The sequence below is a fragment of the Microbispora sitophila genome, from assembly GCF_014892245.1.
Lineage (GTDB): Bacteria > Actinomycetota > Actinomycetes > Streptosporangiales > Streptosporangiaceae > Microbispora > Microbispora siamensis.
Window position 1 is genome coordinate 119932 of sequence record NZ_JADBGC010000022.1, and the last position, 19708, is coordinate 139639.

At 76.3% G+C, this 19708-nt stretch carries 2 protein-coding genes; both read left to right on the forward strand.

From position 1 onward, the window contains the following. The first annotated feature begins 34 nt into the window (after positions 1–34). A complete protein-coding gene (locus IL992_RS33495; RefSeq protein WP_319018987.1) occupies positions 35–7126 on the forward strand; it encodes a type I polyketide synthase in 7092 nt (2363 codons plus the stop codon). Next, the gene (locus tag IL992_RS33500; RefSeq protein WP_193207324.1) at positions 7080–19679 is read left to right on the forward strand and encodes a type I polyketide synthase; all 12600 of its coding nucleotides are present in this window, start codon (positions 7080–7082) and stop codon (positions 19677–19679) included. Before IL992_RS33495 ends, IL992_RS33500 begins: the two co-directional genes overlap by 47 nt. Positions 19680–19708 lie beyond the last annotated feature (29 nt).

Genomic DNA, 19708 nt, shown 5'->3' on the forward strand with positions numbered 1-19708 from the left:
GCCCCCCGCACCCCGACTGAGAGTGAGGCACGACGTGATCAGCCCCGACCAGCAGGTGTCCCGGCCCGTCGCGGTCGTCGGAGTGGCGTGCCGTCTGCCCGGTGCATCTGGTCCCGGGGCGTCCGGCCCCGGCGCGCTGTGGCGGCTGCTGGAGGAGGGCCGAACGGCCGTCCGCGAGGTGCCCGAGGGGCGGGCACGGTCCGCGCTGCTGGACGACCTCGCCCGCGAGCACCCCGGCGTGCGGTACGGCGGCTACCTCGACGACATCGCCGGATTCGACGCGGAGTTCTTCGGGATCTCCCCGCGCGAGGCCGCGGCCATGGACCCTCAGCAGCGGCTCGTCCTGGAACTGGCCTGGGAGGCGCTGGAGGACGCCGGGGTGGTGCCCGCCACGCTGCGCGACACGCCGGCCGGCGTGTTCGTCGGCTCCATCGCCGACGAGTACGCCACGCTGTCGCGGGCCTCCGCGATCGGCCGCCACACTCTCACCGGCACCACCCGCGCCATCATCGCCAACCGCGTGTCGTACACGCTCGGGCTGCGCGGGCCGAGCGTCGCGGTCGACACCGCGCAGTCGTCGTCGCTGGTCGCCGTCCACCTCGCGGCGGAGAGCGTGCGGCGCGGGGAGTCGCGCCTCGCGCTCGCGGGCGGCGTCAACCTGATCGTCGACCCGGCCGGGACGGCGGCGGTGGCCCGGTTCGGCGGGCTGTCGCCGGACGGCCGGTGCCACACCTTCGACCGCCGGGCCAACGGCTACGTCCGGGGCGAGGGCGCCGGGCTGGTGCTGCTCAAGGCGCTGGACGACGCCGTCGAGGACGGCGACCGGATCTACGCCGTGCTGCTCGGCGGCGCGGTCAACAACGACGGCGGCACCGACGGCCTCACCACGCCCAGCGCGCGCGCCCAGGCCGAGGTGCTCCGGCGGGCGTGGGCGGCCGCCGGCGTCGCGCCCTCGGCGGTGCAGTACGTCGAACTGCACGGCACCGGCACCCGGGTCGGCGACCCGGTGGAGGCGCGGGGCCTGGCCCTGGCCCGCCCCGGTGACGGGCCGGTCCTCCAGGTCGGGTCCGTGAAGACGAACATCGGGCACCTGGAGGGCGCGGCCGGCGTCGCCGGGCTGATCAAGACCGTGTTGAGCGTCGACCGGCGGCGGCTGCCCGCGAGCCTCAACTTCGCAGAACCGAATCCGGAGATCGACTTCGACGGCTGGGGCCTGTCCGTACGGAGCGCGGGCGGGGCGTGGCCCCGCGAGGGCGAGCGGCTCGTCGCGGGCGTCAGCTCGTTCGGCATGGGCGGCACGAACTGCCACATCGTGGTCGCCGAACCGCCTCGGCAGGAGAGCGAGGCACCCTCCACCCGACAGGCCGGATCGCCGGGAGCCGTCCCCCTCGAGAAGGGTATGGGCACCTCGCTCACACACGCCCCGCTCGTGCTCAGCGCGCGCACTGGCGCGGCGCTGCGCGAGCAGGCGGCAAGGCTGCACGACCTCCTGACCGGGCAGGACCTCCCCGACGGACCGGACAACTCGGCCGCGCCCGAGGTTTCCGCCGCACCCGAGATCTCCGCCGAGCGCGGGGTTTCCGCCGAGCGCGAGGCTTCCGGCGAGGCTGTGGCTCCCACCGTGAACGATGTTTCCGGTGGGTCGGAGCCGTCCGGCGAGTCGGAGCCGTTCGCTGGGCAGCGTGCGGCGGGCCTGGCGCGGAGCCTCGCGACCACCCGGACCGCCTTCGACCACCGGGCGGCGATCACGGGCGACGTGACGGCCGGGCTGGCGGCGCTGGCCGAGGGACGTCCCGCGGCCGGCCTGGTCACGGGCAGGGCCAGGACCGCGCCCGTCGCGGTGCTGTTCCCGGGGCAGGGCAGCCAGCGGCCCGGCATGGGACGGGGGGCCCACCGCGACCACCCCGCCTTCCGGGCCGCGTTCGACGAGGCCGCGGCGGCGCTCGGCGAGCGGCTGCCCCGGCCGCTCCGGGAGGTCGTCTGGTCCGAGCCGGGCGGAGAGGAGGCCCGGCTCCTCGACCGTACGGCCTTCACCCAGCCCGCGATCTTCGCGGTCGAGGTGGCGACCTTCCGCCTGCTGGAGGCGCTCGGGGTCGAGCCGTCCTTCGTCGCCGGTCACTCCATCGGGGAGGTGGCCGCCGCGCACGTCGCGGGCGTGCTCGACCTGTTGTCCGCCGCCGAACTCATCGCGGCCAGGGGACGGCTGATGGACGCGCTGCCCTCCGGCGGCGGGATGCTCGCGGTCGGCGCCCCGGAGGACGAGGCGGAGGGGCTCCTCGCGGAGGTGGACGGCCTCGCGGTCGTCGCCGCCGTGAACGGTCCGCGGTCGGTCGTCGTCGCGGGGGAGGACGCGGCGCTCGACGCCGTCGCCGCCCTCGCCGCCGCGCGCGGGCACCGGACCCGGCGGCTCCCGGTGAGCCACGCCTTCCACTCGCCGCTGATGGATCCCGCGCTCGGCGAGTTCCGCGCGGTGCTCGACGGGCTCACGTACGGCACGGCCCGCATCCCGTTCGTGTCGACGGTGACCGGCGAACCGCTCGACCTCGCCGGCGCGGACGCCTGGGCCGGCTACTGGGTGGAGCACGCCCGTCGTGCGGTCCGCTTCGCCGACGGCCTGACCCGGCTGCGCGCGCTGGGCGCCGGGATCTTCGTCGAGGCGGGGCCGGGGACGGCGCTGAGCGCGGCCGGGCGCGAGACCCTGGGCGCGGAGGCGGCGTTCGTGCCGGTCCTCGGCAAGGACGACGACCTGGAAGCCGCCGTCGGCCGGCTCTTCACCGCCGGGGTGCGCCTCGACTGGGACGCCGTCTTCCCACCCGGCGGCCCCCGGGTCGCGCTGCCCACGTATCCCTTCCAGCGCGAGCATCACTGGCTGGCCCCGGGCGGGGACGTACCGGCCGTCTCCGCTCCCGTTCCGGTCTCCGTTCAGGTTCCCGCGCCGGTTCCCGCGCCGCCCGCCCTTTCCACCGCCCTTCCCGCCGTCCCCTCCACCGGGGCCGGGGAGCGCCGCGTCATCGAGGAAGTGGCGGCGGTGCTCGGCTTCGCCGATCCGGGACGCGTCGATTCCGAGACGACGTTCCGCGACCTCGGCCTCGACTCGCTGGGCCTGGTCGAGCTGCGCGACCGGCTGAACGCCGCCTTCGGCGCCGACCTGCCGGCCGCCGCGCTGTTCAGCCACCCGACCCCCGCCGCCCTGGCCCGCCACCTGGCCGGCGGCCCCCGTTCGGACGCGCCCGTCGCGGCCGTGCGGGCGGCGGACGACGATCCGGTGGTGATCGTGGGGATGGGGTGCCGGTTCCCCGGTGGGGTGGCCTCGCCGGAGGACCTGTGGGACCTGGTCGCCGACGGGGTCGACGCCATCGGCGAGTTCCCCGCCGACCGCGGCTGGGACCTCGCCGCCCTCTTCGACCCCGACCCCGAACGGCCCGGCACCTCGTACACCCGGCACGGCGGGTTCCTGCGGGACGCCGCCGAGTTCGACGCGGCGTTCTTCGGGATGAGCCCTCGGGAGGCGCTGGCGACCGATCCGCAGCAGCGGTTGTTGTTGCAGGTGTCGTGGGAGGCGTTGGAGCGGGCGGGGATCGATCCGCTGTCGCTGAAGGAGAGCGACACCGGCGTGTTCGTCGGCGCGACGGCCTCGGACTACACACCCCGGCTCCACGAGGGAGGCGGCGGTGCCGACGGCTACCTCCTCACCGGGGGCAGCGTCAGCGTGGCGTCGGGGCGGATCGCGTATGTGCTGGGGTTGCGGGGTCCGGCGTTGACGGTGGACACGGCGTGTTCGTCGTCGTTGGTGGCGTTGGATCTGGCGGTGCGGGCGGTGCGGTCGGGGGAGTGTTCGCTGGCGTTGGCCGGTGGGGTGGCGGTGATGGCCTCGCCGGGGATGTTCGTGGAGTTCTCGCGGCAGCGGGGGTTGTCGGTGGATGGGCGGTGCCGGGCGTTTTCGGCGTCGGCCGATGGCACGGGGTGGGCCGAGGGTGCCGGGGTGGTGGTGGTCGAGCGGCTGTCGCGGGCGCGGGCGTTGGGGCATCGGGTTTTGGCGGTGGTGGCGGGTTCGGCGGTGAATCAGGACGGGGCGAGTAACGGGTTGACGGCGCCGAACGGGCGGGCGCAGGAGCAGGTGATCGGGCGGGCTTTGGCGGAGGCGGGGCTGGGTCCGGGTGATGTGGATGTGGTGGAGGCGCATGGGACGGGGACCCGGTTGGGGGATCCGATCGAGGCGCAGGCGCTGATCGCGGCGTATGGGCGGGACCGGCGGGTGCCGTTGTGGGTGGGGTCGTTGAAGTCGAACATCGGGCATGCTCAGGCGGCGGCGGGGGTGGGCGGGGTCATCAAGATGGTGATGGCCCTGCGGCATCGGCAGTTGCCGGCGACGTTGCATGTGGATGAGCCGAGTCCGCATGTGGACTGGGACGGGTCGGGTGTGGCGTTGCTGACCCGTCCGGTGCAGTGGGCCTGGCCGGGGCGTCCTCGCCGGGCGGCGGTGTCGTCCTTCGGCATCAGCGGCACCAACGCCCATCTCATCCTCCAGCAACCCCCCACCGACACCCCCGAAACCAGCACCAGCACCCCTGAAACCGACACCCCCGAAACCAGCGCCCCCGGCACGGGCAAGGGCACCCGGCACGTCGCCGCCACGACCGACACCGCCGGACATCCCGGCACCCCCGAAACCGACACCCCCGGAACCGACACCGGCGCTCACGAAGCGGCGGGGCCGGAGGCCGGGGACACGGCAACCGAGGTCCCCGGCCGGAAGAGCGCACGTGACGGCGAGGCGGATTCGCAGGCCGGGGAAGTGCCGCTGTTTCTGTCGGGGACCGACGCCGCGGCGTTGCGCAGGCAGGCCGCGGCGCTCGCCGGCCACCTGCGCGACCATCCGGAGCTCGACCTGCGCGACGTGGCCGCGACGCTCACGACGCGGGCGCGGCTCGCGCACGGCGCCGCCGTACTGGACGACCATCAGGCCGCTCTGCGGGCGCTGGCCGGGGGAGAGGTCCACGAGTCGGCCGTGACCGGCGAGCGGATCACCGGCCGCACGGTCTTCGTCTTTCCCGGGCAGGGGTCGCAGTGGCCCGAGATGGCCCGTGCGCTGCTGGCCGCCGATCCGGTCTTCGCCGCCGAGATCGACGCCTGCGCCGAGGCGTTCGCCGCCCACGTCGGCTGGTCGCTGCACGCCGTGCTGCGCGGCGACCCAGGCGCCCCTTCGCTGGAGCGGGTCGACGTCGTGCAGCCGGTGCTGTTCGCGGTGATGGTGTCGCTGGCCGCGATGTGGCGCGCCGCCGGCGTCCGGCCGGACGCGGTGGCCGGGCACTCCCAGGGCGAGATCGCCGCCGCGTACGTCGCGGGCGCGCTGTCCCTGGCGGACGCGGCGCGGCTGGTCACGTTGCGCAGCCGGGCCATCGTCCGCATCGCCGGAGACGGCGGCATGGTGTCAGTGGCGCTCGGCGCCGGGGAGGCGGCCGAGCTCGCGGCCCGCTGGGGCGGGGCCGTCGAGGTCGCCGTACGCAACGGGCCGCGCTCGACCGTCGTCGCCGGGGACGCCGCCGCGCTCGCCGAACTGCTCGCGTGGTGCGAGGAGAACGGCGTGCGCGCCCGCCGGGTCCCGGTGGACTACGCCTCCCACACCCGGTACGTCGAGCCGCTGCGCGAAGAACTGCTGGAGACGTTCGCCGGGCTGACGCCGCGCCAGGCCGAGGTGGCGTTCCACTCGGCGGTCACCGGCGAGCCGGTCGACACGGCCACGCTCGACGCTTCCTACTGGTACCGCAACCTCCGGGAGACCGTCCGCTTCGACGCCGTCGTCGCCGGGCTGGCCGCCACCGGCCACCGCAGGTTCATCGAGATCAGCCCGCACCCGGTGCTCACTGTCGCCGTGGAGGAGATCCTGGCCGCGCGGGGCGTTGGCGGCCTCGCCACGGGCACCCTCAGGCGGGGCGAGGGCGGCGCGGACGCGTTCCGCCGGGCCCTGGCGGTGGCCCACCTCGCCGGGGCCTCCGTCACATGGCCGGTTCGCGGGGCGACGACGGTGGACCTGCCGACCTACCGGTTCGAACGCGAGCGTTACTGGCTGACACCCCCCGCGGGGCCGGCCCAGGCGGCCAGGCTCGGCCTCGCCGCGGCCCGGCACCCGATCCTCGGCGCCATGGTCACCCTCGCGGACGGCGGCGCCGTCCTGACCGGGCAGATCGACCCGGCCGCGCAGGGCTGGCTCGCCGACCACCGGGTCCTGGGCACCGTGCTGCTGCCGGGGACGGCCTTCGCCGAACTGGCCGCGCACGCGGGTCGTCTCGCCGGCGGCCTCGACGTGCGGGAGCTGGCCGTCGAGGCTCCCCTCACCCTGGACGCCGGTCGTACCGCGCAGGTGCAGGTGCTCGTCGGGACGCCCGACGGGGACGGGCGGCGCGGCATCGACGTGCACGCTCGGACCGGCGACGACGAGCCGTGGATCCGTCACGCCTCCGGCGTACTGGCGGAGGCCGATGACACGCCCGCGAATCCGGCCTTCGCTGGGGAAGTCGCGGTCACGCGGGTCGGCGAGGACCTCCTGCCCTGGCCGCCCCTCGGGGCCGAGGCGGTCGACGTGTCCGACGTCTACGCCCACCTGTACCGGCTGGGGTACGACTACGGCCCGGCGTTCCAGGGCCTCGCCGCCGCCTGGCGGGACGGCGGCACGGTGTACGCCGAACTGAACGTTCCCGGCGACGCGGACTCTCCGGCGGGGACGGACGACTTCGCGCCGCATCCGGCGCTGCTCGACGCGGCGCTCCACCCCGTGGTGGCCGGTCTCGCCGGTCTCACCGTCCCGGACGCGGGAGCGCCGCTCCTGCCGTTCGCGTTCGAGGGCCTGCGCCTCACCGGCGAGGCGGGGCGCACACTGCGGGCCCGGATCGAGCCGCTCGGCGGCCACCGGTTCCGGTACCTGTTCGCCGGCGAGAGCGGACGGGTCATCGGGGGAGTGGAGTCGCTGGCCTTCCGGCCCGCGTCGCGCGCCGACCTCACCGGCGGCCGGGCAGTCCCCGAGGCGTACGCCCTGACCTGGGAACCCCTCGCCGATCCCGGTCCTGCGCCGGGCCGTCGCCGTGCTGGAGGGGTTCGGCCGGGTCGGAGACCTGCTGGATGTCGGTGACGGCATGGGCGTGGACGTCCTCGCCGACCTCGGAGCCGTGGCCGGGGCCGCAACGGTGCTGGCGCCGGTCGGCGCCTCCCCGTCCGGCTCCGGGCCCTCGGCGGGACCGGTGGAGGAGGCGCACGCCCGGACCGCCGCCGTCCTGTCCCTGGTGCGGCGGTGGCTCGCCGATCCCGCGCCCGACGGCGCCCTGCTGACCGTCGTCGTCGACGGACGGGATCTGTCTTCCGCCGCGATCAGGGGCCTGGTCCGCACCGCCGCCGCCGAACACCCCGGCCGGTTCTCGCTCGCGGTCGTGGACGGCCCCGCGCCGGTGGCGCTGCTCGCCGCCGGCCACGGTGAGCGCGAGGTGAGCGTACGCGACGGGATGGTCCTGGTCCCCAGGCTCGTCCCGCAGGATCTCGGCCCGGCAGGTCCGGCGGTGGCGGAGAAGGCGGTGGCAGAGGCGGCGGCGCCCGGCGTAGACGGCACGGCAGGTGCCGACCCGGACAACGGCGCGTCCGGCGCAGACGGCCCGGCCCCGGGGGGCGGAAGGGACGCCTCGGATGAGGTGGACGCGGACCCTGGGACGGTGCTCATCACGGGCGGCACAGGCACGCTGGGGGCGCTCGTCGCCCGCAGGCTGGCCGGTTCGGCCCGGCCCCCGCACCTGCTGCTGGTGAGCCGCTCCGGACCGGACACCCCGGGTGCGGACGCGCTCGCCCGCGACCTGCGCGCGGCCGGGGCGGAGGTCACCGTGGCGGCCTGCGACGTCACCGATCGGGACGCTCTGGCGGAACTGCTGGCCGCCGTCCCCGCCGGCCGCCCGCTGCGCGGCGTGGTGCACACGGCGGGCGTGCTCGCTGACGCCACCCTCACCGAGCTGACCCCGGACGCGCTGGCCGCCGTGCTGCGGCCGAAGGTCGACGCGGCCTGGCATCTGCACGAGCTGACCGCGGGCCTGCCGCTGGACCGCTTCGTACTGTTCTCCTCCGCCGTGGCCGCCTTCGGCGCGCCGGGGCAGGCCAACTACGCCGCGGCCAACGCGTTCCTCGACGCCCTGGCCGAGCACCGCACGGGCCTCGGCCTGCCCGCCACCTCGATCGCCTGGGGCGTCTGGGACGAGGCCAGCGCCATGACCGGCGGCCTGGACGCCGCGGGGCTGGCCCGGCTCGCCCGGTACGGCGTCGGCACGCTCGCCACCACCACGGCGCTGGACGCGTTCGACCGGGCGTGCGAGCCGTACGTGGTCGTGTCGCCCCTCGACGACGCCGTGCTGCGGGAGGAGGCCGCGGCAGGCCGGCTGCCCGCCCTGTTCTCCCGTCTGGTGGCGTTCCCGCGTAACGCCCGGCGCACGGCCGGGGGAGCCTGGGCGAGCCGGGTGCGGGCCGAGCGGCCCCAGGAGCGCGTCCACCTCGTCACCCGGCTGGTCCGCGAGCAGGCCGCGGCTGTCCTCGGCCACGCGAACCCGGCCGAGGTGCCCGGCGACCGCCCGCTGAAGGAGCTCGGCTTCGACTCGCTGACCGCGGTCGAGCTGCGCAACCGGCTCAACACACTGACCGGGCTGACCCTGCCCGCCACCGTCGTCTTCGAGTTCCCCACGGTCACCGCGCTCGCCGGGCACCTGCTCGGGCTCCTCACGGCGGAGGACCCGGGAACTTCGTCCGTCGCGGCCGTGCGGGCGGCGGACGACGATCCGGTGGTGATCGTGGGGATGGGGTGCCGGTTCCCCGGTGGGGTGGCCTCGCCGGAGGACCTGTGGGACCTGGTCGCCAACGGAATCGACGCGACGGGGGACTTCCCCGACGACCGGGGCTGGGACCTGGACCGGCTTTATCATCCCGATCCCGACCACCGGGGCACCGCCTACACGCGCAGGGGCGGCTTCCTGTACGACGCGGGCGAGTTCGACGCGGCGTTCTTCGGGATGAGCCCTCGGGAGGCGCTGGCGACCGATCCGCAGCAGCGGTTGTTGTTGCAGGTGTCGTGGGAGGCGTTGGAGCGGGCGGGGATCGATCCGCTGTCGCTGAAGGAGAGCGACACCGGCGTGTTCGTCGGCGCGACGGCCTCGGACTACACACCCCGGCTCCACGAGGGAGGCGGCGGTGCCGACGGCTACCTCCTCACCGGGGGCAGCGTCAGCGTGGCGTCGGGGCGGATCGCGTATGTGCTGGGGTTGCGGGGTCCGGCGTTGACGGTGGACACGGCGTGTTCGTCGTCGTTGGTGGCGTTGGATCTGGCGGTGCGGGCGGTGCGGTCGGGGGAGTGTTCGCTGGCGTTGGCCGGTGGGGTGGCGGTGATGGCCTCGCCGGGGATGTTCGTGGAGTTCTCGCGGCAGCGGGGGTTGTCGGTGGATGGGCGGTGCCGGGCGTTTTCGGCGTCGGCCGATGGCACGGGGTGGGCCGAGGGTGCCGGGGTGGTGGTGGTCGAGCGGCTGTCGCGGGCGCGGGCGTTGGGGCATCGGGTTTTGGCGGTGGTGGCGGGTTCGGCGGTGAATCAGGACGGGGCGAGTAACGGGTTGACGGCGCCGAACGGGCGGGCGCAGGAGCAGGTGATCGGGCGGGCTTTGGCGGAGGCGGGGCTGGGTCCGGGTGATGTGGATGTGGTGGAGGCGCATGGGACGGGGACCCGGTTGGGGGATCCGATCGAGGCGCAGGCGCTGATCGCGGCGTATGGGCGGGACCGGCGGGTGCCGTTGTGGGTGGGGTCGTTGAAGTCGAACATCGGGCATGCTCAGGCGGCGGCGGGGGTGGGCGGGGTCATCAAGATGGTGATGGCCCTGCGGCATCGGCAGTTGCCGGCGACGTTGCATGTGGATGAGCCGAGTCCGCATGTGGACTGGGACGGGTCGGGTGTGGCGTTGCTGACCCGTCCGGTGCAGTGGGCCTGGCCGGGGCGTCCTCGCCGGGCGGCGGTGTCGTCTTTCGGCATCAGCGGCACCAACGCCCATCTCATCCTCCAGCAACCCCCCACCGACACCCCCGAAACCAGCACCAGCACCCCTGAAACCGACACCCCCGAAACCAGCACCCCCGGCACGGGCAAGGGCACCCGGCACGTCGCCGCCACGACCGACACCGCCGGACACCCCGGCACCCCCGAAACCGACACCCCCGGAACCGACACCGGCGCTCACGAAGCGGCGGGGCCGGAGGCCGGGGACACGGCAACCGAGGTCCCCGGCCGAGCGGGAGCGAGCCGCGGCGGAGGCCTGCCGTTCGTGCTGTCGGCGAAGACGGAGACCGCCCTGCGCGCCCAGGCGGGCCTCGTGCACGACGTCCTCGCCGCGGGATCCGCGGCGCCGCGCGACGTCGCGTTCACGCTGACCCGCAGACCGCGGCTGGAGCACCGGGCCGTCGTGGACACCGGTCCGGCGGCGGACCCCGCTCAGGCGCTGGCCGCCCTCCGTGACGGCGCGCGCCATCCCGGGGTGATCACCGGGCGCGCGGTGCCGGACCAGCGGCTCGCCTTCCTCTTCTCCGGGCAGGGGGCGCAGCGGGCCGGCATGGGCGCCGGGCTGCTGGAGACCTCCACGGTGTACGCCGCCGCGTTCGACGAGATCTCCGCGCTGCTGGAGCCGCACATCGGCGTCGCCCTGCGGGACCTGCTGGCCGACCCGGAGCGGCTGGGACAGACGCGGTACGCGCAGCCGGCGCTGTTCGCGGTGGAGGTCGCGCTTCACCGGCTCGCCGCGTCGTACGGGCTGCGGCCCGACTTCCTGATCGGGCACTCGGTCGGCGAACTCGCCGCCGCGCACGTCGCGGGGGTGCTCGACCTCGCCTCCGCCTGCGCGCTGGTGGCCGCCCGCGGCCGGCTGATGCAGTCGGCCAGGGAGGGGGGCGCCATGACCGCGTTCGCCGCCACGCCGCAGGAGGCGGCCGAACTGGCCGCGTCGGCGGGCGGTGGCGTCGAGATCGCCGCGATCAACGGACCGGCGTCGGTGGTGCTGTCGGGCGACGCGGACGAGGTCGACCGGCTCGCGGCGCGGTGGAAGGCCGCCGGGCGCAAGGCCACCCGGCTCAAGGTGAGCCACGCCTTCCACTCGGCCCACATGGACGGCGTGCTGGAGGAGTTCCGCCAGGTGGTGGCGGGGCTGACGTTCGGCCCCGCCCAGATGCCCGTCGTCTCCACGGCGACCGGGAAGCTTGCCGGAGAGCGGGAGATGTCGTCGCCGGACTACTGGGTGGCGCAGATGCGTGGCGCCGTGCGCTTCGCGGACGCGGTCCGCACGGCGCGGGAGGCGGGCGTGACCCGGTTCGCGGAGCTGGGCCCGGACGGGTCGCTCGCCGCGCTCGCTCAGGAGACGGGTGGCCCGGAAACCGATGACGCGGGAACCGCGGGCGCCGAAACCGACGGAGCGGGGACCGTCGGCGCGGGGACTGCCGGCGTGGGGACCGTCGGTACGGGGATCGCTGGCGCGGTGCTCGCGGTGCCGCTGCTCAGGCCCGGCCGTTCGGACGAGGAGGCGTTCCGGGCCGCGCTCGCCCGACTGCACGTGGCGGGCGTGCCGGTCGAGTTCGGGCCGCTCGTGGAAGGCGGCCGGCTCACGGACCTGCCCACGTATCCGTTCGAGACCAGGCGCTACTGGCTGCTGCCGCCCGCGGACGACGACCGGCCGTCGGCGTACGGGCTGGACACGTCCCCACACCCCCTGCTGGCCGGTGCGACCGAGCTGCCGGACGGCGGCCGGCTCTTCACCGGAGTGCTGTCCACCCGCCGTCAGCCGTGGCTGGCCCACCACCGGGTCGGCGGGCGGGTGCTGGTCCCGGCCATGGCCCTGGTCGAGCTGGCCCTCGCCGTGGGCGCGACGGCCGGCCGTCCAACGCTGGGCGAGTTCGTGATCCACGCGCCGATCGAGCTGCGGGGCACGGGGGAGGTCCGCCTCCAGGTGGCCGTGTCGGCGAGCGGTGACCTCACGGTTCGCAGCCGCGCCGCGGAGCCGTCGGAATGGACCGTCAACGCCACGGCCACGCTCACCGAGAAGCAGGTCCTCCCCGGCCGGCCGGTCGCGTCCGGTCCGGGCACCCGCCTCGATGCGGGCACGCCCGAGGACACCTACCGCCTGCTCGCCGACCACGGCTACGAGTACGGCCCGGCGTTCCAGGGGCTGGTCGCCGCCTGGCGCGACGAGGGCGACCTGTACGCCGAGGTGGCCCTGCCGCCGTCGCTCCGCGCCGAGGCCGCCGGGTACGCCGCGCACCCGGCTCTGCTGGACGCCGCCCTGCACGTGCTCTCACTGGACGGGCTCGACGGCCCCCGGCGGGTGCCGTACGCGCTGAGCGGGGTCCGGACGCATCCGGCATCCCAAGCACGAACGCTTCCGGAATCCGAGGCGCGGGCGAATGTGGCATCCGGGGCGGCTCGTGCGCGGCCCTCGCGGACGCTTCCCACCCGCGTCCGCGCCCGGCTCACCCCGCTCGACCCCGACGCCTACCGGGTGGACCTCATCGGCGACGACGGGCGGGAGGTGCTAACGGTGGAGCGGCTGCGGCTGCGCCCGCTCCCGGCCGCCGCCGCGCTGTACGGCCTGAGCTGGGAGGCGGCGCCGCCGCCCGCCCCGGTCGCGGACTTCGCTCTCGTCACCGAGCTCCCCGAAAACCCGCCGCCGCTCGTGCTGCTGGACGGGCTCGACCGCTCCGACGACCCGTACGCCGCGCTGGACGCGGCCCGCGAGGTGCTGCAGCGGTGGCTCGCCGACCCCGCGGCCGGTGACGCCCGCCTGGTGGTGCTGACGCGTGGTCTCGCCGTGGACGGCGCCGAGGACGCGAGGCCGTCCACCACCGCCCTGTGGGGCCTGGTCAGGTCGGCCCGGGCCGAGCATCCCGGCAGGTTCGCCCTGCTCGACATCGGCCGGGGAGAAGCCGGCCCGGTTGCGGCAGGGCTGGAAGACGCCGTCCGGGAAGATGCCGGGCCGGGGGACCTCGATCCGGGGCTGCTCGCGGCGGTCGGCGCGGCGTTCCCCGAGGCCGCGATCCGCAGGGGAGCGCCGCTGGTGCCACGACTCGTCGCCGAGCCCGCAGCACCGGCTTCCGGAACGCCGCCCCTGTGGCCCCGCAGCGCCGCGGGCGGCACGGTGCTCGTGACCGGCGGTCTCGGCGCGCTCGGCCGGCGGATCGCCGCTCACCTGGTCACCCGGCACGGCGTGCGGAACCTGCTCCTGGTGAGCCGCCGGGGCGAGCACCACCCGGACGCCGCCGCGATCCAGGCGGAACTGACCGCGCTCGGCGCCGCCGTCGCCGTACGGTCCTGCGATCCGGCGGACCCGCAGGCCCTGGCCGCCCTGCTCGGCGGCCTCGACGGACCGCTGACGGGCGTCGTCCACGCGGCGGGCGTCGCGGAGGACGCCGTCATCGAAGGGCTCACCGCGCCGGCCCTGCGGCGGGTGCTCGACGCCAAGCTCGCGGCCGCCCGCGCCCTCGACGAGGCGACCCGCGACGCGGATCTCGACGCGTTCGTGCTGTTCGGCTCGGTGGCCGGCGTCCTCGGCACCGCGGGTCAGGGCGCGTACGCCGCCGCGAACGCCGGGCTGGAGGCGGTGGTGCGGCGCAGGCGGCGGGCCGGCCGGCCCGGGCTGACCGTGCACTGGGGCCTGTGGGACGTCGGCGACGGGATGAGCGGCGGTCTGGCGGGGCGGGACGTCGCCCGGCTCGGGCGGGCCGGCATCAGGCCCATGGCCCCGGCGGACGGGCTCGGCCTGTTCGACCGCGCCCTGCGGCTGGACGCTCCCGTCGTGGTGGCGGGCAGCCTCGACCTCCCGGCCGCGCTGCGGAGGATCCGCCCCACCGCCGCACGAGTCGCCGCCCCCGACGCTCGGCCCGGAGGTCCGGACAGCGCCCGGCCCGACGGACCGGACACCGCTCGGGCGGTGCTCGACGCGGTGGCCGCCGTGCTGGGGCACGACGGCGGCTCGGAGATCGATCCGGAGCGGGCGTTCACGGATCTCGGGTTCGACTCGCTGACCGCGGTCGAGCTGCGCAACCGGCTCGGCGACGACCTCGGCGTCCGCCTGCCCGCCGCGGTGGTGTTCGACCACCCCACGCCGGCCGCCCTGATCGCCCATCTGGACGGCCTTCTCGCCGGCCCGGACACGCGCGGTGACCAGGCCGAGGGGCCGCGGGAGCCGTACGGGCCGGACGACGACGCGGTCGCGATCGTCGGCATGGCCTGCCGGTTCCCCGGCGGCGTACGGACACCGGCGGAGCTGTGGGAGCTGCTCGCCTCGGGCGCCGACGCCATCACCGAGTTCCCCGCCGACCGAGGCTGGGACCCCGACCTGTTCGACCCCGATCCCGACCATCCGGGTACGTCGATCACCCGGTACGGCGGGTTCCTGCACGACGCCGCCGAGTTCGACCCCGAGTTCTTCGGGATCGGCCACCGGGAGGCCCTGGCCGTCGACCCGCAGCAGCGCCTGCTGCTGCAGACCGCCTGGGAGGCGGTCGAGGACGCGGGGATCGACCCGGCGACGCTGCGCGGCTCCCAGAGCGGGGTGTTCGTCGGCGTCATGTACTCCGACTACGGGGCGCGCGTTCACCAGCGCCGCGGCGCGGCCCGCGACCTGGAGGGCTACCTGGTCAGCGGCAGCGCGGGCAGCGTCGCGTCCGGCCGCATCTCCTACACGCTCGGGCTCGAGGGCCCGGCGGTGACGGTGGACACCGCCTGCTCGTCCTCGCTGGTCGCCGTCCACCAGGCGGCGCAGGCGCTCCGCCTGGGCGAGTGCGCCCTGGCCCTCGCCGGAGGCGCGACCGTGATGGCGAGCCCTGCCACGTTCATCGAGTTCAGCCGCCAGCGCGGGCTGGCGCCCGACGGCCGCTGCAAGCCGTTCTCCGCCGACGCCGACGGCACGGCGTGGGGCGAGGGCGTCGGGCTGCTCGTGCTGGAGCGCCTCTCCGACGCGCGGCGCAACGGCCACCGCGTGCTCGCGCTGGTCCGCGGCTCCGCGGTCAACCAGGACGGCGCGAGCAACGGACTCACCGCGCCCAACGGCCCGGCCCAGGAGCGGGTGATCCGGGCCGCCCTGCGCGGCGCCGGTCTGCGGCCGTCGGACGTCGACGTGCTCGAGGCCCACGGCACCGGCACCCGGCTCGGCGACCCGATCGAGGCGGGCGCCGTGCTCGGCACGTACGGCCGGGACCGGGACGGGCGCGCGCCGCTGCTGATGGGCTCGGTCAAGTCGAACATCGGCCACACCCAGGCGGCGGCCGGGGTGGCCGGGATCATCAAGATGGTGCTGGCCATGCGCCACGGGCGGGTGCCCGCCACCCTGCACCTGGCCCGGCCCAGCGAGCACGTCGACTGGTCCGGCGGCGCGGTCGCCGTGCCCGCCGAGCCGGTTCCCTGGCCCGGCACCCCCGGGCCGCGCCGGGCCGCGGTCTCCTCGTTCGGCATCAGCGGCACCAACGCCCACGTCATCCTCGAGATGGGCGACGAGCCCCGCGCGTCCGGCGACGCACCCGACGGGGAACCGCCGGAGACGCGGGTCGTGCCGTGGGTGCTCAGCGCCCGCACCGACGAGGCGCTGCGCGAGCAGGCGGCCCGCCTGAGGCGGCACGTGCTCGCCGACCCCGGGCTGCGGATCGCCGACGTCGCCCTGTCGCTCGCCACCACCCGCACCGCGTTCGACCGGCGGGCCGTCGTGCTCGGCCGGGACCGCGCCGAGCTGATCGCCGGGCTCGACCACCTCGTCGCGGGGACGCGGCCGCCGGCCGAAGGCTTCCCCGTCGTCGTCACCGGTACGGCGGTGCGCGGCCGGACCGCCGTGCTCTTCGCCGGCCAGGGCGGCCAGCGGACCGGCATGGGCGCCGAACTGTACCGTCGGTTCCCCGCGTACGCGCGGGCCTTCGACGAGGTGTGCGCGGAGCTGCGCCGGATCGACGGCGTCGACGTGGCGGCGGTGATCGCGGGGGAGGGCGAGCCGGGGCTCATCGACCGGACCCGCTACACGCAGGCGTCGCTGTTCGCGCTGGAGGTCGCCCTCTTCCGCCTGCTGGAGTCCTGGGGCCTGCCGGCCGACGCCCTCGCGGGGCACTCGGTGGGCGAGGTCGCCGCCGCGCACGTCGCCGGGGCGTTGACCCTGCCGGACGCGGCGGCGCTCGTGGCCGCACGCGGGCGGCTCATGCAGGAACTGCCGGAAGGCGGGTCGATGGTGGCCGTGCAGGCCGACCGGGCGACGGTGGAACGGGTGGCGAGGGAGGCGGAGACGCCCGTGGACGTCGCCGCCGTCAACGCGCCCGGCTCGGTGGTGATCTCCGGAGACGCCGAGCCCGTGGAGAGGCTGGCCGCGATCCTGTCCGAGCGCGGGCATCGCGTCAAACGGCTCACCGTGAGCCACGCCTTCCACTCGGCCCGCATGGAGCCGATGCTGGCGCCCTTCAGGGCGGAGATCGCGGACCTGGCCGCGTCGGCCCCGCACCGCACGCTCGTGTCGACGCTCACCGCCGAGGAGGCCGGCGCCGGCACGCTGGGGTCGCCGGACCACTGGGCGGACCAGGTGCGGGGAACCGTGCGCTTCGCCGACGCGGTCGCGCGGCTGCGCGGCCTCGGCGCCGCCCGCTTCCTGGAGATCGGTCCCGACGCGGCGCTCACCGCGATGGTCCGCCAGTGCGACCTGGGCGAGGACGCCGTCGCGGCGGCCGCGCTCGGGCGTGGAACCGGCGAGGTGACGGCGCTGTACACGTTCGTGGCCCACGCCTTCGTGGCCGGGGTCGCCTGGGACTGGCGGGCGCTGCTGGGCGGCGGCGCCGTGGTCCCGCTGCCCACCTACCCCTTCCGCCGCGAGCGCCTGTGGCTCGCGGCCCCCGCGGCGGGCGCGACCGCGACCGGCGTCGGCGCGGACGATCCGGGCCACCCGCTGCTCATGGCCGCCGTCACCGTCCCCGACGGCGGGCAGACCGTCTACACCGGCGTGCTGTCGGTCGGGCGGCAGCCCTGGCTGGCCGACCACGCGCTGGCGGGGATCCCGGTGCTCCCGGCCGCCGCCCTCCTCGACGTGACCGCCTGGCTCGCGGCCCGGCACGGAGCCGCCGGGGTGCGGGAACTGGAGCTGCGCTCCCCGGTGCCGATCCCCGCGGAAGGGGAGGTCCACCTGCGGATCACGGTCGACGGCGCCCGGGTCCGCGTTCACGGCCGTCCCTCCGGGGCCGGGGAGTGGACCCTGCACGCCGAGGCGGTGCTCGGCGACGACGATCCCGGGCCCGGCTGGTCCGGCCGCCGCCCGCCCGAGGCCGCGTCCGTGGACGTGACCGGCGCGTACGCCGAGTTCGCCACGCACGGCTACGAGTACGGCCCCGCCTTCCAGGGGCTGCGCGCCCTGTGGCGGACCGAGAACGAGCTGTACGCCGAGGTCGAGAGCGAGATCGTCCCCGGGCTGCTCGACGCGGCCCTGCACCCGTGGATCACCGGCGCCGGAGAGCACCGGGAGGGGCGCATCCCCGTCCCCTACGCCTTCCGCGGCGTGCGTCTCCACGCCGAGCCCCTGGGGAGGTTGCTGGTCAGGATCCGGCACACCGGAGAGGAGACGTTCGCGCTCGACGCGGCCGACGCCGGGGGAGCCCCGGTGCTGTCGGTGGCGGAGGTCCGTGTACGCCCGGTCGAGGAGCGCGCGCTGCTGAGCGCGGGCGGAGCCGGCCCGCGGCCGTACGAGGTCGTCTGGGTCCCGGCCCCGCTCGACGGCACGCCCGCGACCGGGGGGCCCACGGTCGTCCTGGCCCCCGAAGGGCTTATCGCGGACGCGCCCTACCCTGTCGTCACCTACTCGACCGGCGCGTACGGCGACGCAGGGAACCCCGGCGGCGGACCGGAAGGCCGCGCCGCGTCCCCGGACGGCCCGGGCGCGGCGGTCCGCGCGGCCCTGGACGCGGCGCGCGCGGCCATCCTCGGGCTGCCCGACGACGGTCACCTCGTCGTGGTGACCCGGGGAGCCACCGGAGACGAGGGACCGCCCGCCCGCGAACCGGAGGGCTCCGGCCGTCCGACGGATGCCGGGGCACCGGGTCTTCGGGCACCGGGTCTTGCGGGACCGGGTGCCGGCGGGCCGGGCGACTTCACCGGACTCATCGGGGCGGCGCTGTGGGGCCTCGTCCGTGCGGCGGTCCAGGAGTTTCCCGGCAGGGTCGGCGTGGTCGACCTCGACGGCAGTCCGGAGTCGCCGGCCGAGCTGCCCCACGCCCTGGCGGCCCGGCCCGGCCAGCTCGCCCTCCGCCGGGGCGAGGCCGTACGCCCCCGCCTGCGCGCCCTGACCGGCGCACCCGGCGACGCACCGGACCTGGGCTCAGGCACGGTCCTGGTCACCGGGGCCGGCGGCGCGCTCGGCGGCGAGGTCGTGCGGCACCTGGCCGCCCACCATGGAGCCCGCAGGCTCCTGCTCGTGAGCCGGCGTGGCGACGCCGATCCCGGACTGCGCGCCCTCGCCGCAGAACTGGCGGCACGGGACGGCGCCGAGGTTCGTACGGCCGCCTGCGACGTCGCCGACCCCGTGGCGGCGGAGGCGCTCGTCGCCGGGGTGGCCGGCGACCTCGTCGCGGTGGTCCACGCGGCGGGCGCGCTCGACGACGCCGTGCTGGAGAACACGACCCCCGACAGGCTCGACCGGGTCCTGCGCCCGAAGGTGGACGCGGCCTGGAACCTCCACCGGCTCACCGCGCACCTGCCGCTGAGGGCGTTCGTGCTGTTCTCGTCCGTCGCGGGGGTGCTGGGCAACGCGGGGCAGGCGGGCTACGCCGCGGCCAACGCGTTCCTGGACGCGCTCGCCCGGCACAGGCGGGCCGCCGGGCTGCCGGGCCTGTCGCTCGCCTGGGGCCTGTGGGACAGCGGCGCCGGCATGGCCGCCGAGCTGAGCGCGGCCGCGCGGGCCCGGCTCGACCGGATGGGCATCCGCCCGCTGGACACGGAGGAGGCGCTCGGCCTGCTCGACCACGCGCTGGCGGCCGGCCCCGCCGTGCTCGTTCCTGCGCGGTTCGACCGGGCCGCGCTCGCCCGGCGGCACGGCGAACTGCCCGAGGTGCTCGCCGACCTCGCGCTCTCCGCCCCCTCCGCTCCCTCCGCGCCCGCCGGACGGGCCGTGCCGCTGGCCCGGCGTCTCGACGGGCTGGACGAGGAGGCGGCCCGGGCCCTGGTGCGCGGCGTCGTCGCGAGCCGGGTCGCGGAGGTGCTCGGCCTGCCCGGCGGGGCGCGCGTGCCCGAGGATCGCGGGCTGTTCGATCTCGGTCTCGACTCGCTCACGGCGATCGAGCTGCGCAACCGGCTCGGCGAGGAGGCGGGCGAGCGGCTCCCGGCGACCGTGCTGTTCGACCACCCGACCGTACGGGAGCTGACCGCGTACCTGCTCGACCGCGTGCACGGGGAGCGGCCGGTGTTCGACCCGGCGGCGCTGGACGTCTGGGTGTCGGCCGCCTCCGGTCTCACCGGCGGCGACCGGCAGCGGGCCGAGCTCGTACGGGCGCTGCGCGGCGCGCTCAGCGTCCTCGACCCCGCCGGAGGACGGCAGGCCGCCGGCGGCGGCGACTCCATGGCCGGAGTCGAGGCGGCCTCCGACGACGAGCTGTTCGGCCTGCTCGACCGGGAGCTGAGCGAGTGACCCCGCCGCACGCCCTTTCCCGCAGAACC